Annotated in this window: 20 protein-coding genes and 1 riboswitch; of the genes, 12 read left to right on the top strand and 8 right to left on the bottom strand. The window is 57.9% G+C overall.

Features of this window, described 5'->3' with window-relative positions:
* The first annotated feature begins 253 nt into the window (after positions 1–253).
* Positions 254–829: a ribosome hibernation-promoting factor, HPF/YfiA family gene (gene hpf / locus FE840_RS06325; RefSeq protein WP_138285682.1), complete on the top strand. Its 576-nt coding sequence runs from the start codon at positions 254–256 to the stop codon at positions 827–829.
* A gap of 71 nt (positions 830–900) precedes the next feature.
* Entirely contained in the window at positions 901–1,365 is a 465-nt protein-coding gene (gene ptsN, locus FE840_RS06320) for a PTS IIA-like nitrogen regulatory protein PtsN (RefSeq protein WP_138285683.1), read from the top strand.
* A gap of 84 nt (positions 1,366–1,449) precedes the next feature.
* Here ptsN and grpE read toward each other — a convergent pair whose 3' ends face one another.
* Both grpE and hrcA read right to left on the bottom strand, forming a co-directional pair.
* Positions 1,450–2,070 carry a nucleotide exchange factor GrpE gene (grpE, locus tag FE840_RS06315; RefSeq protein ID WP_138285684.1) on the bottom strand — a complete coding sequence of 207 codons (621 nt, stop codon included), beginning with the start codon at positions 2,068–2,070 and terminating at the stop codon, positions 1,450–1,452.
* A 203-nt stretch (positions 2,071–2,273) separates the two neighbouring features.
* A complete protein-coding gene (gene hrcA / locus FE840_RS06310) occupies positions 2,274–3,362 on the bottom strand; it encodes a heat-inducible transcriptional repressor HrcA (RefSeq protein WP_138285685.1) in 1,089 nt (362 codons plus the stop codon).
* A gap of 167 nt (positions 3,363–3,529) precedes the next feature.
* On the opposite strand from hrcA, the gene rph reads away from it, so the two are divergent.
* From rph to hemW, 4 genes are read left to right on the top strand one after another with little or no spacing between them, the layout of a single operon-like run.
* The gene (gene rph, locus FE840_RS06305; protein ID WP_138285992.1) at positions 3,530–4,246 is read left to right on the top strand and encodes a ribonuclease PH; all 717 of its coding nucleotides are present in this window, start codon (positions 3,530–3,532) and stop codon (positions 4,244–4,246) included.
* Between the two features lie 18 nt (positions 4,247–4,264).
* Positions 4,265–4,684: a VOC family protein gene (locus tag FE840_RS06300; RefSeq protein WP_246318859.1), complete on the top strand. Its 420-nt coding sequence runs from the start codon at positions 4,265–4,267 to the stop codon at positions 4,682–4,684.
* A gap of 7 nt (positions 4,685–4,691) precedes the next feature.
* Positions 4,692–5,336 carry an RdgB/HAM1 family non-canonical purine NTP pyrophosphatase gene (rdgB, locus tag FE840_RS06295; RefSeq protein ID WP_138285686.1) on the top strand — a complete coding sequence of 215 codons (645 nt, stop codon included), beginning with the start codon at positions 4,692–4,694 and terminating at the stop codon, positions 5,334–5,336.
* Positions 5,337–5,343: 7 nt separating this feature from the next.
* The gene (gene hemW, locus FE840_RS06290) at positions 5,344–6,522 is read left to right on the top strand and encodes a radical SAM family heme chaperone HemW (RefSeq protein WP_138285687.1); all 1,179 of its coding nucleotides are present in this window, start codon (positions 5,344–5,346) and stop codon (positions 6,520–6,522) included.
* 118 nt (positions 6,523–6,640) lie between these two features.
* Here the strand turns inward: hemW and dnaA are convergent, their stop codons facing one another.
* The 4 genes from dnaA to mutM all read right to left on the bottom strand — a co-directional run bounded on the left by dnaA (position 6,641) and on the right by mutM (position 11,142).
* Entirely contained in the window at positions 6,641–8,191 is a 1,551-nt protein-coding gene (dnaA, locus tag FE840_RS06285) for a chromosomal replication initiator protein DnaA (protein WP_138285688.1), read from the bottom strand.
* An 809-nt stretch (positions 8,192–9,000) separates the two neighbouring features.
* Positions 9,001–9,267 carry a 30S ribosomal protein S20 gene (gene rpsT / locus FE840_RS06280; protein WP_138285689.1) on the bottom strand — a complete coding sequence of 89 codons (267 nt, stop codon included), beginning with the start codon at positions 9,265–9,267 and terminating at the stop codon, positions 9,001–9,003.
* Between the two features lie 189 nt (positions 9,268–9,456).
* A complete protein-coding gene (locus tag FE840_RS06275; RefSeq protein ID WP_138285690.1) occupies positions 9,457–10,230 on the bottom strand; it encodes an enoyl-CoA hydratase in 774 nt (257 codons plus the stop codon).
* 21 nt (positions 10,231–10,251) lie between these two features.
* Positions 10,252–11,142: a bifunctional DNA-formamidopyrimidine glycosylase/DNA-(apurinic or apyrimidinic site) lyase gene (gene mutM / locus FE840_RS06270; protein WP_138285691.1), complete on the bottom strand. Its 891-nt coding sequence runs from the start codon at positions 11,140–11,142 to the stop codon at positions 10,252–10,254.
* Between the two features lie 139 nt (positions 11,143–11,281).
* Here mutM and ubiE point away from each other — a divergent pair, with 139 nt between their 5' ends.
* The 4 genes from ubiE (at position 11,282) to FE840_RS06250 (ending at position 15,328) form a co-directional block, all read left to right on the top strand.
* Positions 11,282–12,058: a bifunctional demethylmenaquinone methyltransferase/2-methoxy-6-polyprenyl-1,4-benzoquinol methylase UbiE gene (gene ubiE, locus FE840_RS06265; protein WP_138285692.1), complete on the top strand. Its 777-nt coding sequence runs from the start codon at positions 11,282–11,284 to the stop codon at positions 12,056–12,058.
* A 5-nt stretch (positions 12,059–12,063) separates the two neighbouring features.
* Positions 12,064–13,638, top strand: a complete 1,575-nt coding sequence (gene ubiB, locus FE840_RS06260) for a 2-polyprenylphenol 6-hydroxylase (protein WP_138285693.1) — start codon at positions 12,064–12,066, stop codon at positions 13,636–13,638.
* Positions 13,639–13,754: 116 nt separating this feature from the next.
* Positions 13,755–14,966, top strand: coding sequence for a bifunctional phosphopantothenoylcysteine decarboxylase/phosphopantothenate--cysteine ligase CoaBC (gene coaBC, locus FE840_RS06255; RefSeq protein ID WP_138285694.1), 1,212 nt, complete (start codon positions 13,755–13,757; stop codon positions 14,964–14,966).
* Entirely contained in the window at positions 14,963–15,328 is a 366-nt protein-coding gene (locus tag FE840_RS06250; protein WP_138285695.1) for an MmcQ/YjbR family DNA-binding protein, read from the top strand. Before coaBC ends, FE840_RS06250 begins: the two co-directional genes overlap by 4 nt.
* Before the next feature lie 5 nt (positions 15,329–15,333).
* On the opposite strand, the gene FE840_RS06245 is transcribed toward FE840_RS06250, so the two are convergent.
* Positions 15,334–16,149, bottom strand: coding sequence for a class II glutamine amidotransferase (locus tag FE840_RS06245; RefSeq protein ID WP_138285696.1), 816 nt, complete (start codon positions 16,147–16,149; stop codon positions 15,334–15,336).
* Positions 16,150–16,392: 243 nt separating this feature from the next.
* On the opposite strand from FE840_RS06245, the gene FE840_RS06240 reads away from it, so the two are divergent.
* A complete protein-coding gene (locus tag FE840_RS06240; protein WP_138285697.1) occupies positions 16,393–17,304 on the top strand; it encodes a pirin family protein in 912 nt (303 codons plus the stop codon).
* Positions 17,305–17,445: 141 nt separating this feature from the next.
* Here the strand turns inward: FE840_RS06240 and thiD are convergent, their stop codons facing one another.
* Positions 17,446–18,255 carry a bifunctional hydroxymethylpyrimidine kinase/phosphomethylpyrimidine kinase gene (thiD, locus tag FE840_RS06235; protein ID WP_138285698.1) on the bottom strand — a complete coding sequence of 270 codons (810 nt, stop codon included), beginning with the start codon at positions 18,253–18,255 and terminating at the stop codon, positions 17,446–17,448.
* A 53-nt stretch (positions 18,256–18,308) separates the two neighbouring features.
* A riboswitch (TPP riboswitch) is annotated at positions 18,309–18,404 on the bottom strand.
* A gap of 420 nt (positions 18,405–18,824) precedes the next feature.
* Here thiD and FE840_RS06230 point away from each other — a divergent pair.
* Positions 18,825–21,131, top strand: a complete 2,307-nt coding sequence (locus tag FE840_RS06230) for an Ig-like domain-containing protein (protein WP_171033640.1) — start codon at positions 18,825–18,827, stop codon at positions 21,129–21,131.
* Positions 21,132–21,212: the final 81 nt, after the last annotated feature.

The following is a 21,212-nucleotide window of genomic DNA, read 5'->3' as shown; positions in this document are numbered from 1 at the left end:
TCGGAAGCCGCTCAATCGAGCGGGTCCCGCGAGATAGCGGTTCCTGATCACGTTTCTGGTGGCGGATTGACTCACAGGACGATGAGGGCTAGAAGCCCGGCCCGATATCAAAAAGCACTCAGAGAGGCGATCCTTCCCCCAACCTAGGCTGGTGCATACAGGATGGACACAAAGTTCTGTTCTAAATGCTTTGAACGAAGCGTGGCTTGGCGTAAAATGGTGATCGCAAACCAACTATAAGAAGGGAAACTCCATGAGTGTGCGTGTATCCGGCAAGCATATGGAAATCGGTGAAACTTTCCGCCAGCGGATTGAGGATCGGATCTCCGACGCGGTTACCAAGTACTTCGACGGAGGGTATTCCGGTCAAGTCGTCGTGACGAAATCCCAGTCACGCTTTTCGGCCGATTGCCTGGTTCATCTCGACACCGGTGCCAATCTTCATGCGGCGGGCGAAGCGAATGACCCGCAGGTCGCTTTCGACAACGCCTTTGAGCGCGTTGAAAAGCGACTCCGTCGCTATAAGCGCAAGCTGAAGGACCATCACGCAAACGGTGTCGGCATGAGTTCGGTCGAGGTAGCCTACACTGTCATGGATCCGGTAGCCGACGACGTGGAGGAAGTGCCGGAAGATTTTGCGCCGACCATCGTTGCCGAAAGCACCAGGAAGCTCCAGACCATGTCTGTGGCAACGGCTGTGATGGCGCTTGATATGACCGACGAACCGATTCTTCTGTTCCGCAGCCCGGGACAGGAGGAAATCAACATCGTTTATCGCCGCCACGACGGCAATATTGGGTGGATCGATTCCGCCAACATCAAAGGCTGACTGAGAAATCGACGGGCGATGTGCTAGGCTGCACACGCCCGTCCCTGCTCGTCCGCATGAAGGAAGTTGATATGGCCTTGGCAGATTTGCTGCAACAGGATGCTGTTATGCCCGCTTTGCGGGTGAACTCGAAGAAGCAATTGCTTCAGGAATTGGCAGCAAGAGCCTCCAAGCTTACCAATATTCCCGAACGGGAGATATTCGACGTCATTTTGCAACGGGAGCGCCTGGGTTCGACCGGTGTGGGCAACGGCATCGCCATCCCCCACGGGAAACTGAACAAGATCACACAGATCACCGGCGTTTTTGCGAGGCTTGAGACTCCGGTTGATTTCGAAGCTCTCGATGATCAGCCTGTTGACCTCGTTTTCCTGCTTCTGGCTCCCGAAGGGGCCGGAGCGGACCATCTCAAAGCTCTGTCACGCATCGCTCGCGTATTGAGGGACCAGGATCTGGTAGCCAAACTGCGGGCGACTGAGTCAGACACGGCGATCTACACATTCCTCAACGAGGAGCAGGCGTCAAACGCTGCCTGACTGTCGCAGAATTCAGTCTGAACCATGAAAAAAGCGCCCGAAGGCGCTTTTTTTATTGTGCGTGTTTGTGTTGCTGTCACCAAATCACGCCTTTGGCTCGGAGGCCGTCTCTGCCGAAGGCTGTTCGTTCTTTGGACCACCCTTGGCCACTCCGACCATTGCTGGACGCAGAACGCGATCTCCAATGGCAAAACCAGCCTGGACGACCTGAACGACCGTGTTATTGGCGACCTCCGTGTTCGGCACTTCAAACATCGCCTGATGGAAGTTCGGATCGAATTTCTGGCCTTCGGCTTCAATTTTGCGGACACCATGCCGCTCGAGAGCCGACAACATAGCGCGCTCGGTCATTTCGACGCCTTCAATCAGCGCGCTCAGACCAGCGTCGGCACCTGCCCGCATATCGGCGGGGATCGCATCAATGGCACGACGAAGATTATCCGAAACCGACAGCATGTCGCGGGCAAAGCCGGTTACGGCATAAGCTTTGGCATCCTTGACTTCGCGATCGGTACGACGGCGCAAATTGTCCATCTCGGCAGCGAGCCGCAGGAAACGGTCGCGCAGATCAGCGTTCTCAGATCTCAATTCTTCAAAAGGATCTGCAACCTGTTCGGTCGCACCCGCTTCGTCTGGCAGTTCAGGCGCAGAAGGCTCCGCGGTCACTGCAGCGTCAGGTCCGTTCTTGTTGGTTTCTTCGGTCATGACGTCCTCCGAATGATTATCGCATGTCCAATTGGTTTTGGAATTCGTGCCCGATATCAGGGTTTAATGGCAAAAAATCAAGGCTTGCCCTGGAAGAACCCTGAAATCACACGCACGCGGTCATCGGCACCCGATGTCAGTGTCTCCAGCAAGTGATCGATGAGCACGAACCCGAATGATAGAAAGTTGCAGGTCCTGTCGCGCTACTGGCCTGATCTGGAGAGCCGGGCCATCAGTTGCGCCGTGTAGTCGACCATAGGAACGATCCGGGAATAGTTTAATCGCGTCGGTCCGATCACGCCCACGGCACCAATGATCCGGTCGTCTCCGTCGCGGTAAGGGGCGACGATGAGCGATGAGCCGGACAACGAAAACAGCTTGTTTTCCGACCCGATGAATATGCGAACACCAGGACCGCTTTCGGCCAAATCGAGGATCTCGATCAGGCTCTCCTTGCGTTCCAGATCATCAAAGAGCATCCGCAGACGGTCGACGTCCTCGGATCCGGCCAAGCCCTCCAGCAGGTTCGCGCGCCCCTGTACTATCAGACGTGTCGGCTTTTCTTCAGTCTCGCCACCGGACCAGACAGCCAGTCCGCGTTCAACGAGATCGCTGGAGAGCGCATCCAACTCGCTTGCGACAAGCTCTTTCAACCGCTCCAGTTGCCCGCGTAACTCACCAAGCGTCTGTCCAGCGAGATTGGCGTTGAGGAAATTTGCCGCCTCGGTAAGCTGGGATGCGGTAATCCCTGCAGGCAATTCGATGATGCGGTTTTCGATCTGATTTCGCTCACCAACGAGCACAGCCAGCGCTTTGGTCGGTTCCAGCCTGATGAATTCGACATGCTTGAGCGTGGTGTCATTCTTGGCGGCTATAACAAGACCTGCGCCGCGGGAGATGCCCGAAAGCATGCGACTTGCCTCGGTCAGCATGTTTTCCATGGGTAGGTCGGAACCCTTGGGACGGATTTGCCGCTCGATAGTATCGCGCTCTTCCTCGGAGAGATCACCGACCTGCATGAAAGCATCGACGAAGAACCGAAGGCCCAATTGCGTGGGCAAGCGACCGGCACTGACATGGGGCGCGTAGATGAGGCCCAGATCCTCAAGATCGCTCATGACATTGCGGACAGACGCAGGTGACAAGGCCATCGGAAGCAGGCGAGACAGGTTGCGCGATCCCAGTGGATCACCGTATTCCAGGTAGCTCTCAACAATCCGCCGAAACACCTCCCTGGACCGCTCGTCCAAAGAGGTAGAAACCTCGGTTGTCGTCATTGTCGGTACAGCCATGCCCTCTTCTTGGTCACTCCTGATTTCGCCCTAGAATATAATGACTCTGGCGCTCCAGACAAACGGGATTTTTGCCTGACGGGCTGCAGCCAGCAGACTGCGCGCTTTTCCTTTGCAAATGAGGGCCGCGCTCCTTAGAAGGCAGAGAACAATTCTGGGAGAACATGATGCGGCCATCCGGCAGAAAAACAGACCAAATGCGCAAGGTCTCGTTCGAGCGCAACTTTTCCAAACATGCCGAGGGTTCATGCCTCGTCAAATTTGGCGATACGCATGTGTTGTGCACAGCAAGCCTTGAAGAGAAAACCCCGCCATGGCTGCGCAACTCCGGCAAGGGTTGGGTGACGGCGGAATATGGCATGCTGCCGCGCGCAACCGGCGAGCGCATGAAGCGGGAGGCAGCTTCGGGGAAACAGGGTGGCCGGACGCAGGAGATCCAGCGTTTGATCGGTCGGTCCCTGCGGGCGATTGTCGACCTGGAAGCGCTCGGCGAACGGCAGATCTCGCTTGATTGCGATGTCATCCAGGCTGATGGTGGGACAAGGACTGCGGCCATTACTGGCGCGTGGATTGCGCTCCATGACTGCCTCAGATGGATGGAAGCGCGGAACATGGTGAAGGTCGAGCGGGTTCTGAAGGACCATATCGCAGCGGTCTCTTGCGGGATCTTTGCAAGTCAGCCGGTCATCGATCTTGATTATCTGGAAGATTCAGCGGCGGAAACCGACGCCAACTTCGTCATGACGGGATCGGGCGGGATCGTTGAGATCCAAGGCACAGCAGAAGGAAAACCCTTCAGCCAGGAAGAATTCCTGACTTTGCTGGACCTCGCACGCAACGGAATTGGCGAACTGGTCAACCTGCAAAAACAGGCGATCAGCTGACCCGGGAAAGGTTTGACGGTGGCGGCTCAACAACTGTTGCAGGATGTGCTGGAAGCAGCCCTCTACGCCTCGGATATTGACGCAGCCGAAGCCTTTTATGGCGAGATTCTCGGGCTGGAAAAGATCAGCAGACTGGACGGCCGCCATGTGTTCTTCCGTTGCGGGCAGACAATCGTGCTGATCTTCAATGCCACCGAGACCGAAAAACCGACCCATTCGGACACCATGCCGGTACCGAGCCACGGCGCCAGGGGGCGAGGTCATCTCTGCTTCACCGTGCATGGCGACGATCTCGATGCGGTCGCAAAGCGCCTCGCCGATAACAAGGTGGAAATAGAAGCGGATTTTTGCTGGCCAAACGGGGCCCGTTCCATCTATTTCCGGGACCCATCCGGCAATAGTCTTGAATGTGCCGAATCAAAGCTCTGGAACCTTTAGGACCATCATGCGCAAGCTTGAGACCCGTACGATTGTTGTGGCCAGCCACAATGCCGGTAAAATCACCGAGATCGCTGATCTGATCGCACCTTTTGGTTTCGCCGCAAAATCTGCAGCGGAGCTTGCATTCGATGAACCTGATGAAACGGGTACTACCTTTGAGGAGAATGCCGCAATCAAGGCGCTTGCCTCGGCCAAGGCATCTGGCTTGCCGGCGCTGTCCGACGATTCCGGCCTGATGATCGATGCGCTGAACGGCGCACCGGGTGTTTATACAGCGAACTGGGCCGAGCGGGACGATGGCACCCGCGATTTCGCCATGGCGATGGAAAAAGTGCAGAAGGCTCTCCAGGAACAGGGTGCCGAAAAGCCGCAAGAGCGCACTGCGCGCTTTGTTAGCGTCCTTTGCCTTGCCTGGCCCGACGGCCATACAGAATTTTTCCGTGGTGAGGTCGAAGGGACCATAGCCTGGCCACCGCGAGGCACGGCCGGCTTCGGCTACGACCCGATCTTCCAGCCGGAGGGCCACAAGCGCACCTTTGGGGAGATGACCGCCCACGAGAAGCATGGCTGGAAGCCTGGAGAGACACAAGCCCTTTCCCATCGCGCTCGTGCCTTCAAGCAATTCGTGGAAACCTGCCTGGAGGGCTGAACCCAGCATGCGCGAGGCCGTCACCCTCCTCCCTGATACCGGCGAGCCAGGTTTTGGCATCTACGTCCACTGGCCGTTTTGCGCGGCGAAGTGCCCGTATTGCGACTTCAACAGCCATGTCCGCCATCAACCGGTCGATCAAGCACGCTTTGTCTCCGCCTTCCTCAAGGAAATGGCAAAGATGCGCTCGCTGACCGGACCGAAGACTGTGACCAGTGTTTTCCTTGGCGGCGGCACACCGTCCCTGATGGAGCCGGCAACGGTTGCAGCGATCCTCAATGGCATCTCCACAAGCTGGCACATGCCGGATGGTATCGAGATCACCATGGAGGCAAATCCCTCAAGCGTTGAGGCCGAACGCTTTCGTGGCTATCGCTCTGCCGGCGTCAACCGCGTCTCGCTCGGGGTCCAGGCCCTCAACGATCCGGATCTGAAGTTTCTGGGGCGGCTGCATGATGTGGCGGATGCGCTCAAAGCGATCCGGTTGGCGCGTGACATCTTTCCGCGCATGTCCTTCGACCTGATCTATGCGCGCCCTAACCAGACCATTGCGGCCTGGGAACAGGAACTGAAGGAAGCAATCTCCTATGCCGTGGATCATCTGTCGCTCTATCAATTGACGATTGAGGAAGGCACGGCTTTCTACGGCCTTCACAAGGCAGGCAAGCTGATCGTGCCGGATGGCGACCTTTCAGCCGACCTCTATGAAGCGACCCAGCAGATCACTGCTGCCCATGGCATGCCAGCCTATGAAGTGTCCAACCACGCGCAGCCTGGCGCTGAAAGCCGGCACAACCTCACCTACTGGCGCTACGGCGATTACGTTGGCATCGGCCCAGGTGCCCATGGGCGCCTGACAATTGGCCGCGACAAGGTGGCGACGGCGACTGAGCGGCATCCTGAAACCTGGCTTCAGGCGGTTGAGGCCAACGGGCATGGAATGGTCGAGCAGGAAGTGCTCGACCACGAGGCTCAAGCCGACGAGTTGCTGCTCATGGGATTGCGGCTTCGCGAAGGGGTGGATCTGGCGCGTTGGCAAGCCCTTTCCGGACGCGATCCCGACCCAGACCGAGAGCAGTTCCTGCTGGAGCACGGCTTTATCGAACGGATTGGGAATTCCCGCCTGCGCTGCACGCCGCCCGGCATGCTGATCCTGGATGCCGTGGTGGCCGACCTGGCATGCTGACGCGGGCCACTTAAGCCGATCAACCGTTTCGGAGCGGAGCGCTCAAAACGAAGATGGCTACAAAGGCAATATTCTATCGATAACGAGAAAGGCCGGCATTTGCGCCGGCCTCCGTTCCTCATGCATTATTCTCATTGATGAGCCGCTTCAGCAGCTCGACCTCATGGCTGAGTTTCGTATCCTCGCCAATCAGCTCTTCAATCTTGCGAACAGCGTGCAACACCGTCGTGTGGTCCCTGCCGCCAAACCGGCGACCGATCTCGGGGAACGAGCGGGGCGTCAGCGTCTTCGACAGATACATGGCGATCTGGCGTGGCTTGACGATGACCCGAGTGCGGCGGTTGGAAACGAGTTCCTGTCGCGAGACATTGTAATGACGGGCAACGATCCGCTGAATGTCTTCGATGCGCACCCGCTTCTGCTCGCCGGCCCCCACCAGATGGGCCAGAAGCTCGTCCACACGCTCCACCGAGAGGTTCGGCTCGAAAGAACGACGGAACAGCAGCTGGTTGAAGGCGCCTTCAAGGTCACGGCCACTGCTCGTCACATTGCGGGCCACATGCTCAAGAATGTCGAGCGGAATGTCGAGCGAAGCATCATCCTTGCGGGCAAGGTCCAGACGCGTCTTCAGCATGTCGAGACGCATGTCATAGTCGGGCGCCTCCATCTCGATGGCAACGCCACCCTGCAGACGCGAGCGCACACGCGGATCGAGCGATTCCAGTTCCCAGGGAGCGCGATCGGCTGCAACAACCACCTGTTTAGCGCTATCGAGCAGCATGTTGAGCAGATGGCAGAATTCGTGCTGGATCATCTTGCCCTGCAGGAATTGCATGTCATCGATGATCAGGAGATCGATATTACGCAGCGAATCCTTCAGTGTCAGCGCATCATTGTCTCGGATGGCTGTAGCAAAACGCCACATGAAATACTCGGCAGTCAGATAGACTACGCGCGGAGCCCTGGGGCTGTGAATGGCCGCGTTGGCAATCGCCTGCAACAGATGCGTCTTGCCGAGACCGACCGACGAATGAATGAAAAGCGGGTTGAAACGCACGGCGCCGGCGCCTGCTTCAGCAATTGTCTTTGCTGCCGCGAGTGCCACTCGGTTCGAGGAGCCTTCAACAAAGCCGTCAAACGTGTAACGGGCGTCCAGTGGGGAGCCGAACAAAGGTCCAGCGACGCCGGGGCGCGCTGTCTGCGACTGGGTGACGGCAACCGAGGCTTGGCCAACCTGCTGCGCGCCACTTTTGCGAACGGTGGCCTGCGGTACCTCCATCACTGGCTGGCGTTCTTCGACAACAGGGCCGCGCGTGGCACGGCTGGCACTCCGAACGAGGATTTCGACCTTCAGGATGCTTGGATCTTCGCTCTGGAAGATAGAGGTGATGAGATCAAGGTAACGGTTGTTGATCCACGACTTCAAGAAGGTTGTCGGAACCGTCAGGCGCACGACGCTCTTGGATGAAGAGTGGAGTTTCAGACGACCAAACCAGCTTGCATAGACGTCCGGCCCGACCTGCGCCTTCAAGCGGGCGCTAAAACGCTCGAAGAGAGCATTATGCTGCATTTCGGCATCGTCTCCTACCTCGGAGCGCACGGCACCAAGCGCCGTATGTGCATTGTCCCCGCTTGCCAACGCACCGGCCGTCATCGAATTCAATTGCATTTTGCCGCCTTCCAAAATTCCTTCCTGGTATCGGGCGTTCACTCGCGTCCGACAGCCTCTTCAACATTAAGCCGGTGCATTACATGCCTCGACCGCCCCCGATGACCATGCTCCGCATCCTCACAGAAGCGGCCCATGCCAAATGCGCCAATCGACCCCAAGACTGGCGCAGTTCCTACCACTCAGATCTGTATCCTCGTCATACAGATCACGATCTTCCTCATCAATCGGCCCTAGCCAACAAGGCACAGAGCTAACAGCGGGGGCGCGTACGCCTCCGACGCAATAACAATCGATTTCGGAGAAAACGGGGCAGATACACCCCGTTCCGGCAAGTGCGAAAGCCTGTCTGGATCGTGAACCCGGTGCCCTTTCGAGCCAGCGTCCCGCCCCTTGCTTGAAACCATTAAGGCAGGATCGATTTGCAAGATCAACTGTGATTTTTACCCTTTTAGAATGGCATTCACTTGACTCTCAGAACATCGTTTTTCCGTCACATTCTAGGGAAAAAGAATCGCTTTTGAATCAAGGGGATTCAGGATCGGTGGCGAGGATCGGTCGAAAAAGAGCCAAAAAATAAAAATTCGCTTGACTCATTATTAGGGTCCCTTTCCGTCACGTCAATCGTGCGGCAGTCGAGACACCTTCGATAACCTATTGAAACAAAGGTCTTTTTTGTGTCACCCGCGTGACACACAGATGTCAGAATTCTCCGTGTCGAAGCCTTCTCGTTTTGAAACAGGCGAAAACGAAAACAGCCCGGCTCAAGAGCCAGGCTATTTCCAATTGTGACCGAAACGTGTCTGAAATCAGGCCGAGAGGGCCTTCACACGCTGTGCAAGGCGCGAGATCTTGCGCGATGCCGTATTGGCATGAACCACACCCTTGGTGGCTGCGCGCTGCAGTTCCGGCTGAGCTACCCGAAGCGCTTCCTTGGCAACCGCTGCATCACCGGAAGCAATTGCTTCTTCGACCTTGCGGATAAAGCCGCGCATGCGCGAACGACGAGCCTTGTTGACTGCAGTGCGGCGAGCGATCTTGCGGGTCGCCTTCTTCGCCGAAGTTGTGTTGGCCATTTATGCCTCTCTCAAGAATTCGAACCGAACTCCACCATCGCCGCACCTTGGTCCTTGCGACCCGTCATCTCAGCAATTCAGGAGCTAAACTCGGGAAAGCGCCTTGGCTTTCCCAACCGTGGGCGGGCATATAGCGGGAAAGCGTCTGGCCGTCAACGCGTATTCTGCAGGAAAGCCGATCGCGTGCTTTCATTTGTTGCGGAACTGCGGCTTGCGCTTCTCGACGAAAGCCCCCATCCCTTCCTTCTGGTCTTCCGTTGCAAAGAGCGAATGGAAAAGACGGCGCTCAAAGCGCAGACCTTCGGCCAGTGTCTGCTCGAAAGAACGATTGACGGCCTCCTTGGCCATCAGGACGGCCGGCAATGAGAAGGATGCGATTTTGGCCGCAGCTTCGACCGCCTCGTCCAGCAAACGTTCAGCGTCCACCACACGAGCAACAAGACCCGCGCTTTCCGCCTCGGCGGCATCCATCATCCGGCCCGTCAGACATAGGTCCATGGCCTTTGCCTTGCCTACAGCCCGTGTCAGGCGTTGCGAGCCACCCATGCCGGGAATGATGCCGAGCGTAATCTCGGGCTGGCCGAACTTAGCGGTTTTCGAGGCGATGATGAAATCACACATCATCGCCAGCTCGCAACCACCGCCAAGGGCGAAGCCGGATACCGCGGCGATGATAGGTTTGCGAAAGCCTGCGATCTTGTCCCAGCCCCCGATGAAGTCCCCGGTATAGGCGTCAACAAAGTTAAGCGACTGCATTTCCTTAATGTCCGCACCGGCGGCGAAAGCCTTTTCCGACCCGGTCAGCACTACCGCACCGACGCCCGCGTCGCGCTCCATGGATGCCAAGGCGTCGGCCAATTCATGCATGACGGTCGAATTCAGCGCATTTAGCGCCTGAGGACGATTAAGCGTGATCACGACAACGCGGTCACGTTGGTCAATCAACAGGGTCTCGTATGCCATTCAAGCCTCCCATGGCGTTTTCTATTTCTGACAGGCGCGACAATAGAAGGTTGAGCGCCCCGATTGAACTATCCTTTCGACCGATCCATCGCAACCTGGTGTTCGACAGGGATGTCCTTCCCGGTCATAGGCCATGAAGCTGTGCTGGAAATATCCGAGATTTCCGTCCGCCTGGATGTGATCCCTGAGCGAGGAACCGCCAGCTGCAATTGCGTCGGCAATGACTGCGCGGATGGAATCGGCAAGCAGGACGAGCTCCTTCTTGGGTCGGCCTGTTTTCGTCACCAGGGTCGCGGCGGCACGAAGCGGCGAGAGTCCCGACCGCCATAGCGCTTCGCACACATAGATGTTCCCAAGCCCCGCAATCACCTTTTGATCGAGGAGTGCGCTTTTCAGCGGCTGGAGCTTTCCGGCAAAACGCTCTGCGAGGTAGTCAGCGGACAAGGCATTGCCTACGGGTTCGGGTCCGAGGTCGAGAAAGGAGGGATGCATCTCAATCTTGTCACGCTCGACCAGATCGAGAAAACCGAAGCGACGGGGATCATTATAAATGACTCGCAAACGCCCCTCCGGCCGTTCCAGATGAAAGACGACATGATCGTGTTTCTCATCCTTCCCCCGCGCATGATGAAAAATGCCGGGCATGTCAGACATATCGTCCTTTTCGATGCGATAGGAACCTGACATTCCAAGATGCGACACGAGAACGGCACCATCAGCGAAGTCGATCAGCAGGTATTTCGCCCGCCGCCCCAGCGCGATAACCTGCTGCCCGGAAATGCGCTCGGACAGTCCGGGTGGGAAGGGAAAGCGCAGATCGGGTCGGCGCAATTCAAGCTGAACGACACGGGCACCCTCCATAGCTGGCGCCAGTCCGCGTTTCACCGTTTCAACCTCTGGCAATTCCGGCATTCCTGCCCATCTTTCTGTTTGAATGACCTTCGACACGGTCTATAGACCCTGACCGGCGCATATGCCGCGGAGGATCAGATAGCGTGTGGACGACCTTTTCGCTATGGTCCCTGTAAAAGTCGACAAGTGGAGTGAAGCCATGACTGCAAGCCGAGTATCTGCCGAAGGTGGAATGGAGACCTCGTATGGCTTCCGGCAGGTTGGCGATGGCGAGAAGCAGGATCTGGTCAACGACGTATTCCACAAGGTCGCGAAGCGCTATGACATCATGAATGATGTGATGTCCGGCGGTCTGCATCGGGTCTGGAAGGATGCGATGATTGCAGCGCTCAATCCGCGCAAGGATCCGTCCTATAAGGTGCTGGATGTAGCAGGCGGCACCGGGGATATTGCCTTCCGCATTATTGAGGCTTCTGATCGGCTGGCCCATGCGACCGTCCTCGACATCAATGGCTCGATGCTGGGTGTCGGTGCCGAGCGCGCAGAAAAGAAGGGATTGACCGAAAACCTGACCTTCGTCGAGGCCAATGCCGAGAGCCTTCCGTTCGACGCCAACAGTTTCGACGCCTATACGATCGCCTTTGGCATCCGGAATGTTCCGCGCATCGACGTCGCGCTTGCGGAGGCTTATCGGGTGCTGAAACGCGGCGGCCGACTACTGGTTCTCGAGTTTTCCGAGGTGGATCTGCCGCTCCTCGACAAGGTTTACGACGCGTGGTCGTTCAATGCCATCCCACGTCTTGGCAAAATGATCACCGGTGATGCCGAACCCTACCAGTATCTCGTGGAATCCATCCGCAAGTTCCCCAATCAGGAGAATTTCGCGACCATGATACGCAAGGCGGGCTTCTCGAATGTGAAGTTCACCAATTATTCGGGTGGCATCGCCGCCCTCCATTCCGGCTGGAAGCTCTGATCCTGATGAGCACAGTGGGTGCATATTTCCGCCTGGCGCGGGTGGGCTGGGTTCTGGTTCGTGAGGGTGTTGTTTCGGCGCTGCCTTCGGAAGGCCTGCCGCCAAGCCTGCGTCTTGCACAAAAGGCTGCCGGCTTGCTGGCGCGCAATCGCGCGATGAAGCGCGAGCGATCCGATCGCCTTGCCCGTGCCGTGGCTCGGCTCGGCCCGTCCTATGTGAAGATCGGGCAGTTCCTGGCAACGCGTCCCGATGTGGTCGGCACCGAGTTTTCCGAGGATCTTTCCGGCCTTCAAGACCGCATGGCCTTTTTCCCCATGGAAGAGGCTAAGACCACTATTCAGGAATCCCTCGGGCGCCCGATTGACGAGCTTTATCTGCGTCTTGACGCGCCGATTGCTGCGGCGTCGATTGCGCAGGTACACCCGGCGGAAGTCATGACGGATCAGGGGCCAAAGAAGGTTGCCGTCAAGGTGATCCGACCCGGCATCCGCCGGCGCTTTGCCGCTGATCTGGAGGCGATGTATCTCGTTTCCCATCTGCAGGAACGCTTCATCCCGCAGACACGGCGCCTGCGTCCGGTGGAAGTCACGCGCACACTCGAACAGACCACCAAAGTCGAGATGGACCTGCGGCTCGAAGGAGCGGCATTTTCCGAGCTTGGCGAAAACACTCGCGATGACCCCGGTTTCCGCGTTCCCGAAATCGACTGGGAAAGAACCGGCCGCGATGTCGTCACCATGGAATGGATCGACGGGATCAAGATGTCGGACGTGGAGGCCCTGCGCAAAGCCGGGCACGATCTGAACGCGCTCGCCGATACGCTGATCCAGTCCTTCCTGCGCCATACGCTGCGTGACGGCTTTTTTCATGCCGATATGCATCCCGGCAATCTCTTCGTCGACCCGCAGGGCATGATCGTTGCCGTCGACATGGGCATTACCGGACGTCTGGGAAAGAAAGAGCGGCGTTTTCTTGCGGAGATCCTCTACGGCTTCATCACCCGTGATTACCTGCGTGTAGCTGAAGTGCACTTCGAGGCGGGATATGTGCCGTCCCACCATAATGTTGCAAGCTTTGCCCAGGCAATCCGCGCCATCGGCGAGCCGATCCATGGTCAGCCCGCTGAGACGATTTCGATGGGACGGTTGCTGACGCTGCTGTTCGAGGTGACCGAGCTTTTCGATATGGCAGCCCGACCCGAACTGATCATGCTCCAGAAGACCATGGTGGTGGTCGAGGGCGTGGCGCGGATTCTCAATCCGCAGTTCAACATGTGGAAGGCGGCGGACCCCGTCGTCTCATCCTGGATACGCGACAATCTGGGGCCGAAGCGAATTGCGGTCGATCTCAAGGACGGCGTGAAGGCAGCGATCCGCGTTGCAGAAGCCCTGCCGGAAATTGCGTCCAAGACCGAGAAATTCCATGGCGAGTTGATGCATATGAGCGAGCACGGCCTGCGCTTCGATCCCGAAACCGCCGAGGCGATCGGCAAGGCCGAGGCACGTCATACTCGCTTGGGCCGACTGGCGCTCTGGGTCATTGCGATTGCCGCTGTCGTGATCGCCATTCAGGTCAGCTAAGCCTACCAGTTTTTTGCGGGTCCGGCGGAAGCTCTGCCATAGGCTTTTTACAAATGATTTCGCCGGGTCCCGATTTGCGCTAATCAGGCAAGACGAATTGATCAGGATCTCTGCTAATGACGCTTGCCGGCAAGGACATTCTTCTCATCATTTCTGGTGGAATTGCCGCCTATAAGAGCCTGGACCTGATCCGGCGACTTCGCGAACGCGGCGCACATGTCCGCCCGATCATGACGGCGGGCGCCCAGGAGTTCATCACGCCGCTGGCCGTGGGGGCGCTAGCGGCCGACAAGGTTTTCACCGAGCTTTTCTCGCGGGAGGATGAACAGGATGTCGGCCATATCCGGCTGGCGCGGGAATGCGACCTCGTGGTGGTTGCCCCGGCGACGGCAGACCTGATGGCCAAGATGGCAAACGGCCTTGCCAATGATCTTGCATCCACGGTTCTCCTGGCCACCAACAAGCCAGTGCTTGTGGCGCCTGCGATGAACCCGCAGATGTGGGCGCATCCGGCCACCCAGCGAAACCTGATGACCCTTCAGAGCGACGGCCTGCATTTCATCGGTCCCAAGGCTGGCGAAATGGCCGAAAGTGGCGAGGCTGGCGTCGGTCGCATGGCGGAACCGCTTGAGATTGTTGCCGCGATCGAGGATCTGCTTCAACCTCAGTCTCTGATGCTCAGCGGCAAGACCGCCATCGTGACATCCGGCCCGACGCATGAACCGATTGACCCCGTCCGTTACATCGCAAACCGCTCTTCCGGCAGGCAGGGTCATGCGATTGCAGCAGCACTTTCCAGATTGGGCGCCAAGGTGACGCTTGTCTCCGGGCCGGTTACCATTGCTGATCCGGCGGGTGTGACCACCATCCACATCGAACGGGCCGAGGAAATGCGCGACGCGGTCCTTGCTGCCCTTCCCGCCGATATAGCGGTTATGGTTGCAGCTGTCGCAGACTGGCGGGTCGCCTCGTCAGCCGACCAGAAGATCAAGAAACAGGCGGGGGCTGCGCCGGCGCCGCTCGAACTGACCGAGAACCCCGATATTCTGAAGACGGTCGGCCACCACCCAAACCGACCGCGTCTCGTCGTCGGTTTTGCAGCCGAGACCCAGAATGTGGAGGAGAACGGTCGAGCAAAACTGGAGCGTAAGGGCGCTGACCTTATCGTTGCCAACGACGTATCCCCTGAAACCGGGATAATGGGCGGCAGTCGAAATACCGTTCGGCTGATCACGACATCCGGCTCCGAAGTCTGGCCAGAGATGGACAAGGATGCTGTGGCAATGAAGCTTGCCCACTGGATAGCGGAGCGTGTTGAGAAGCCATGAGCAATCTCTTCGAACGAGCCGAATTCGAGGATTTCGTCGCGAGACTTCCGGGTGTATCCTTCGTCGATCAATGGGATAGCCGGGTTGCCAAGGTCGCAGACAAGGTCTTTGCCTTGTTGACCGATACCAGCCATCGGATCACCTTCAAGGTCACCGAGGAAAGTTTCGAGATCCTGTCGTCAATGGATGGAGTTAGCCAGGCACCCTATTTCGCCAAGCGGAAATGGGTTTCCGTATCGGCAGAGGCGCCGCTTTCCAGCGATGATCTGCAGTATTATCTTCAACGATCACATAGGCTTGTGGCACAGGGCCTCACACAAAAGACCCGCACAGAACTGGGTATCCCTAAAGGTCTCGACTGAGCAGATCAGTTGGCGAGTGCCAAATTCGGCAAGCGTTGCGTCTCGACAGCCGGTTTGAAGGCTTCGACACGCAATCCCGTGTCATCGACCACCACCGCGCTGTCCGGCGGGATCTCCATCCATGCATCGGTGTCGTCGTTCAGCGGCTCCGAGACAACACAATGGCTGCCGCTTTCTCCCATGGGACCCGCAAACAGCGTTGGAGCAAAGCGATCCGAGGCATAGCGAACGGCATAGAGGCTTTTGCCGTCAGAGAAGGCAGCCGTAAAACGGATCTTCACCGAACCGACAAGATGAAGGCTGAGACCGGTCACGAAACCAATAGCTTCCGCCATGGCTGCCAGCGGTCGCTCCTTCATGCCGAACTGCATGGCCAGCAGGAACAGAAGCTCTGAATCGGTATTTCCATGGCGTCCGTTGAAATACTCGTCATCCAGCATGGTCTCCATGGGGCGACGCAACTGATCGAAATGATCGATCTGGCCGTTATGCATGAAGGACCAGTTGTCGTGAACGAAGGGATGGCAATTGTCACGACGCGTAGAACCATGAGTGGCGGCGCGGACATGTGCCAGGAAGAGTGGCGACCTTATCTGGCGTGCGAGGCTTTTCAGATTACAGTCGGACCAGGCTGGCAGAACATCGCGAAATCGTCCCGGCTCTGGACGATCTCCATACCACGCCAAACCGAAACCATCAGCATTTGTCGAGGTCTTGGCGCGTGTTGCGCAATGGGACTGCTCTATCAGGGAATGGGCGGGTGAACTGACAAGTTCTTCAAGGTAAATCGCGTCACCGCGGTAGGCTGCCCAACGGCACATGGGTCATCTGCTCCGATTGCCGCAAAGCCTCTCTTCGCGGACTTTCCACTAGTGTTTGCCTGAATAGCTAACAGTTCATGAAGATGGGCAGTTCATGACAGATTTAGGACCGGACTGACAAGTCTTTCGAGGCGAAAACGCTTTATTTTGTGAACACAGCGTTCTCAGATCGATCCTACGGGGTGGCATGACCTTTTCTATATCATGTCTCACGAAAATTGAGAGTCTTTGAAAGAGGCCGCCATGTCGATACGCCCCGTGAAATTCGAAAGCCGTGCGACCCCTGCCATGGAGGGGGCTGGCGTAAAGCTGCACCGTGTCTTCGGCTTTGGTGATCCGTCCATGACGGACCCGTTTCTGATGATGGATGATTTTCGCAATGATGACCCCACCGATTATATCCGAGGTTTCCCTTGGCATCCGCATCGCGGGATCGAAACGATCACCTATGTACTGGCCGGGACGGTCGAGCACGGCGACAGCCTCGGCAATCGCGGGTCACTCGGAGCGGGAGACATCCAGTGGATGACGGCTGGCAGCGGCATCATGCATCAGGAAATGCCAAAGGGAGATTTCGCGGGCCGTATGCATGGTTTTCAGCTCTGGGCCAACCTGCCCTCTTCACTGAAGATGACGACACCTCGTTATCAAGATATCCGAGGCTCGGATATTCCTGTTGTTGTTGATGACGACGGTACAGCCGTCCGGGTCATCTGTGGTGAATTCTGGGGGACGAGCGGCCCGGTCGACGGGATCGCCGCAGAGCCCGTCTATCTCGATATCTCTGTTCCACCGGGCAAGCGCAAGACCTTGCCTGTGGACACCTACCGATCCGCCTTCGCCTATATCTTCGCCGGCTCCGGTACGTTCCGGGATGCATCGAAACCCTTCGGCGTGAAGGTCGAGAAGGAATATATGGGCGAGGAACTCAATATCCGCGATCTTTCCGGTAACCGGACGCTGGTCGTCTTTGACACCGGGGACGAAATTACCGTTCAGGCCGGCGAGCAGGGTATCCGCTTCCTCCTCGTTTCCGGCAAGCCCATCAAAGAACCCGTTGCATGGCATGGCCCAATCGTCATGAACAGCCGCGAGGAACTGATGCAGGCAATGCGCGAGCTGCAGAACGGAACCTTTATCAAGGTTGATCATTAACCCGGCAGCCATCGGCTAACAGTCAAGTTTCTTCAACCCGGCGATCTCCAGCGCCGGGTTTTCTTTTTGTCGCTGGCAAGACGCTTATATTGCCGCAGACCTGATAGCGGACGAACTGCGCTCAACCCCGATCGACTAGGCCTACCACATGGCGTGAAAGTGGTGCACTGGGCCGTGTCCCGATCCGACCGCCAGCCTGCCGGAGGCTGCCACGGCCTCGGCCAGCCATGCCTTTGCGATACCGACCGCCTCTTGCGGCTCCCTGCCCTTCGCAAGCTCCGCCGCAAGGGCGCTCGACAGCGAGCAGCCGGTCCCGTGCGTGTTGGACGTCTCGACGCGGCGGGCCTCGAACCAGCTGACCTTTCCATCCGCAACCAAGACATCCGGGCTTTCACCTCCAGCGAGATGCCCGCCCTTGACCAATACGGCTTTTGGTCCGAGCGCAGTCAGCCGGACCGCCTGGGATTCCATGATGCGCCGGTCGGAGGCTTCAGGATCGCCGAGCAGGGCTGCGGCCTCCGGCAGGTTCGGGGTGAGCAAAGTCGCGAGCGGCAGAAGTTCTGAAGTGAGCGCCTCGACAGCATCGGGATCGAGAAGTGAGGCCCCACCCTTGGCGATCATCACCGGATCGAGAACCACGGGAATGCCACGATGCGGCTTCAGCGCCTCCGCCACAGCCATCGCAATCCCGGCATTGGCGATCATGCCGATCTTCACGGCATCGACCCTGACATCATCGAAGACCATGCGGATTTGCTCGGCGACGAAGTCCGGATCGAGCGGCACGACCGCCGAGACACCCCGGGTATTCTGCGCCGTCAGCGCCGTGATGACCGCCATGCCATAGCAACCACGCGCCGAGAAAGCCTTGAGGTCGGCCTGGATGCCGGCGCCACCGGACGGGTCCGAGCCGGCGATCGAGAGCACGTTGCGGATGGATGTGGATGTCATCTCTGCTTCTCCCTTATGGCGGAGAAGCGACGGGGCAGACGCGGAAAGCCCGACGCGGCACCCAATCGACTCCCTCCGCCAGCATGATCTGGTTCAGGTTCAAAGGGTGCTTCTCAGCCCGGCTACGTCGGACGCCCCTGTCTCTCGACAGACAAGTTAGGCGAGAGCCGAAGCCGTGTCACCCCGTCATCTCGTGCCTTGTCGATCTGTAACCCCGTTGCATGAGGTTATTGCACCGCTCTGCGGGTAGAATCGGGCAGTACCGTCCACTTGATGAGGAAAAGCAACCGGTCCTGTGCCGACGAATGCGAGACGTGTGCATACATTCTAATTCTATCATCTTAACTTTTGAATAACCTAACATGTTCATATCTGATTTGTCAGATACCCCATCTCCCGATGGGGCGGAGCGATGCATAAAAACAAGGCCAATAGGCCATTTGGCCGACAGCAATAGCGGCTTTGCTCTTGTGATCCTCGCACGCTTCAGAGGCCGAGTGCTGTAAAGTGAGCTCCGGTTAATGGCCACGTTGTCTACTTGCAACATCTTCAGACATTGGCTGCCATCCGTGGTAGTCATTGTGATACTCGTCGTCTTCCTCCACGGTAGCCTAACCAGACATGCATATGCTGAGGCGGCAGGCGGCACAGAAACTCAGATCGTAGTTGGTGGTATCACCTATCGGGTCCATACTTTTACAGCAAACGGCACCCTCACCGTCACCTCCAATATTAGCGACGTCGAATACCTCATCGTGGGAGGCGGCGGCGGTGGCGATGGCGGGCACCTCAACGCCGGCTGGGGCAGCGCGGGCGGCGGCGGCGAGGTCGTCAGCGGAGTGTTCGCTGGGATCGCCCCAGGAGGCTATGCTGTCACGGTAGGCTCAGGGGGAAGTGCTGGTGGATCATATGATGATCTGGGTATGCCAGACTTAAATGGAGGCTTACCAGGCGGAGATGGCGAAGACTCCACTTTTAACGGCATTGTTGGCAGGGGTGGTCAAGGGTCTTCTATATATCCGGCTGCACCGGGATCTGGAGGTAACAGCGGCAATGGCAATTCCGGCGCTGGTGCAATGCTCGGTTTTCCGGGTACGGGTGGGGGTGGCGGTGGTGCCGGTGGGTCGGCAAGCGGAATGAACGGCGGACCAGGTGTGGCCTCTTCTATCCGCAACGGCGTTCCAACCTTCTATGGTGGAGGTGGCTCTGCAAGAAATGTTAGCGTCAGAGGCACGACGGCCAACGGAGCAACAGCTGATAACACGAACGGTGCGAACGGTCGTGGCGCTGGAGCAGGTGGCGGACGCGCTGAAGCCGCTTATAGCGGAGGCTCGGGCATTGTGGTCGTGCGCTATGCTATCAACCGGCAGGCCACCGCCAATGCAGGGCCGGACCAATCAATCGGGTCGGCAGCTTCCGTGATGCTCGACGGGACCGGCTCGACCGACCCCAATCCGGGCCAGACGCTGACCTATCAGTGGACCCAGACCGGCGGCACCGCCGTCACCCTCTCGTCCACCACCTCGGCGCAGCCGACATTCACCGCACCCACTCTTGCCGTCGGCGACCCGGCTTCGGTGCTCACCTTCTCGCTGGTCGTCACAGATAATCTGGGCCTTGCGTCTACACCGGATACCGTTGTTGTCACCACAACCTCACCTGGGGCTGCCGATGGGACACGGATAAAGATCACCGTGAGCCATTCCGCAGCTGAAGCCTTGCCGGCTGACAACACGACCGAGGCAGAGATCACCGTTACTCTGTTTGATGCTAATGGCAACATCCTGAGCGCCGGTGGCAACCTTGTCGTTTCCTCAACGAATCTGGGAACACTGAGACAGAATCCAGAAGGTCAATCCATCCCGATGCGCGACAACCGCAACGGCACCTATTCGGTTTGGCTGCGGTCCAGCCGCCAGGGGATCGCCACAATCACCATCAGCGTAGATGGCACGGTTTCCGGTTCCACCCAAGTGATTTTTGCCGACACAGCGATGAACATCATTCGTGTTACCGAAGAGGGTATTGCCGGCTTCATCACCAGTCGCGCCTCAAGGATGGCGGCAAGCCAGCCTGGCCTCATCCGCTTCCTTGATGAACGGGGCTGCCAATACATGAATGCAGCCGCCGATGACGATGGCGGATATGCAGATGGCTGCGCGACCCATAACGGCGCCTGGACGGAAATCTCCGCCGCATGGGGCAATGGCGACCGCTATGCCCAGGCCAGTATCGGCATCCACCGGAAGCTAACTGAAAACCTTATATTCGGCACGATGCTGCAGCTTGACGAGATGCTCGACAGTACCCACCGGGCCGAAGGCACCGGCTGGATGGTCGGCCCCTATTTCGCTGCACGCATGCATGATCAACCGCTCTTCTTCGAGGGCCGTGTGCTCTTTGGGCACAGCAACAACACCATCAACCCGCTCGGCTCTTACACCGATGCTTTCGCAACAAAGCGCTGGCTCGGGCAGTTCAAGATGCAAGGTGAGCTACATCTCGACGGATACAAACTACGACCACAACTGGATCTTATGCACATCGAAGATAAATCGGACGAATATGTCGATCGCATTGGCAACCGGGTATCCTCTCAATCGGTTGGACTCACGCGACTACAAGCGGGACTGGACGTGCAAGTGCCCCTTCCCGTCGAGGCCGGACAGATGAACCTAACCGGCGGCGCATTTGCCATCTATTCTACGTCCCAGCATAGTGGCTCGGATACAGAGGCGACCGCTGTGCGGATGCATCTCGGTCTCGATTGGACCATAGACCGGGCGTTCAGCATGCAGGTTGGTGCCTTTCACGAGGGTATTGGAGCGCAAAAACAAAGCTTCGGCGCAATTCTACGCTTGAACCGCATCTTCTAGGGGCGAGAATCGGTCCCACGTTGCCATGGCAAGGCGCGATGTGAAGACATGGCTCTTCGGATCTCTCCTGGCCAGCAGGAC

The organism is Peteryoungia desertarenae, assembly GCF_005860795.2.
In the GTDB taxonomy this organism is placed as follows: Bacteria; Pseudomonadota; Alphaproteobacteria; order Rhizobiales; family Rhizobiaceae; genus Allorhizobium; species Allorhizobium desertarenae.
The sequence above is the reverse complement of the archived record's forward strand: the minus strand, read 5'-3'. Positions and strand labels throughout refer to the sequence as shown.

What these genes read in the sequence shown, in the direction of transcription:
- hpf (WP_138285682.1), top strand. Translation starts at nt 254, where the DNA reads ATGAGTGTGCGTGTATCCGGCAAGCATATGGAAATCGGTGAAACTTTC.
- ptsN (WP_138285683.1), top strand. Translation starts at nt 901, where the DNA reads ATGGCCTTGGCAGATTTGCTGCAACAGGATGCTGTTATGCCCGCTTTG.
- grpE (WP_138285684.1), bottom strand. Translation starts at nt 2,070, where the DNA reads ATGACCGAAGAAACCAACAAGAACGGACCTGACGCTGCAGTGACCGCG.
- hrcA (WP_138285685.1), bottom strand. Translation starts at nt 3,362, where the DNA reads ATGGCTGTACCGACAATGACGACAACCGAGGTTTCTACCTCTTTGGAC.
- rph (WP_138285992.1), top strand. Translation starts at nt 3,530, where the DNA reads ATGCGGCCATCCGGCAGAAAAACAGACCAAATGCGCAAGGTCTCGTTC.
- rdgB (WP_138285686.1), top strand. Translation starts at nt 4,692, where the DNA reads ATGCGCAAGCTTGAGACCCGTACGATTGTTGTGGCCAGCCACAATGCC.
- hemW (WP_138285687.1), top strand. Translation starts at nt 5,344, where the DNA reads ATGCGCGAGGCCGTCACCCTCCTCCCTGATACCGGCGAGCCAGGTTTT.
- dnaA (WP_138285688.1), bottom strand. Translation starts at nt 8,191, where the DNA reads ATGCAATTGAATTCGATGACGGCCGGTGCGTTGGCAAGCGGGGACAAT.
- rpsT (WP_138285689.1), bottom strand. Translation starts at nt 9,267, where the DNA reads ATGGCCAACACAACTTCGGCGAAGAAGGCGACCCGCAAGATCGCTCGC.
- FE840_RS06275 (WP_138285690.1), bottom strand. Translation starts at nt 10,230, where the DNA reads ATGGCATACGAGACCCTGTTGATTGACCAACGTGACCGCGTTGTCGTG.
- mutM (WP_138285691.1), bottom strand. Translation starts at nt 11,142, where the DNA reads ATGCCGGAATTGCCAGAGGTTGAAACGGTGAAACGCGGACTGGCGCCA.
- ubiE (WP_138285692.1), top strand. Translation starts at nt 11,282, where the DNA reads ATGACTGCAAGCCGAGTATCTGCCGAAGGTGGAATGGAGACCTCGTAT.
- ubiB (WP_138285693.1), top strand. Translation starts at nt 12,064, where the DNA reads ATGAGCACAGTGGGTGCATATTTCCGCCTGGCGCGGGTGGGCTGGGTT.
- coaBC (WP_138285694.1), top strand. Translation starts at nt 13,755, where the DNA reads ATGACGCTTGCCGGCAAGGACATTCTTCTCATCATTTCTGGTGGAATT.
- FE840_RS06250 (WP_138285695.1), top strand. Translation starts at nt 14,963, where the DNA reads ATGAGCAATCTCTTCGAACGAGCCGAATTCGAGGATTTCGTCGCGAGA.
- FE840_RS06245 (WP_138285696.1), bottom strand. Translation starts at nt 16,149, where the DNA reads ATGTGCCGTTGGGCAGCCTACCGCGGTGACGCGATTTACCTTGAAGAA.
- FE840_RS06240 (WP_138285697.1), top strand. Translation starts at nt 16,393, where the DNA reads ATGTCGATACGCCCCGTGAAATTCGAAAGCCGTGCGACCCCTGCCATG.
- thiD (WP_138285698.1), bottom strand. Translation starts at nt 18,255, where the DNA reads ATGACATCCACATCCATCCGCAACGTGCTCTCGATCGCCGGCTCGGAC.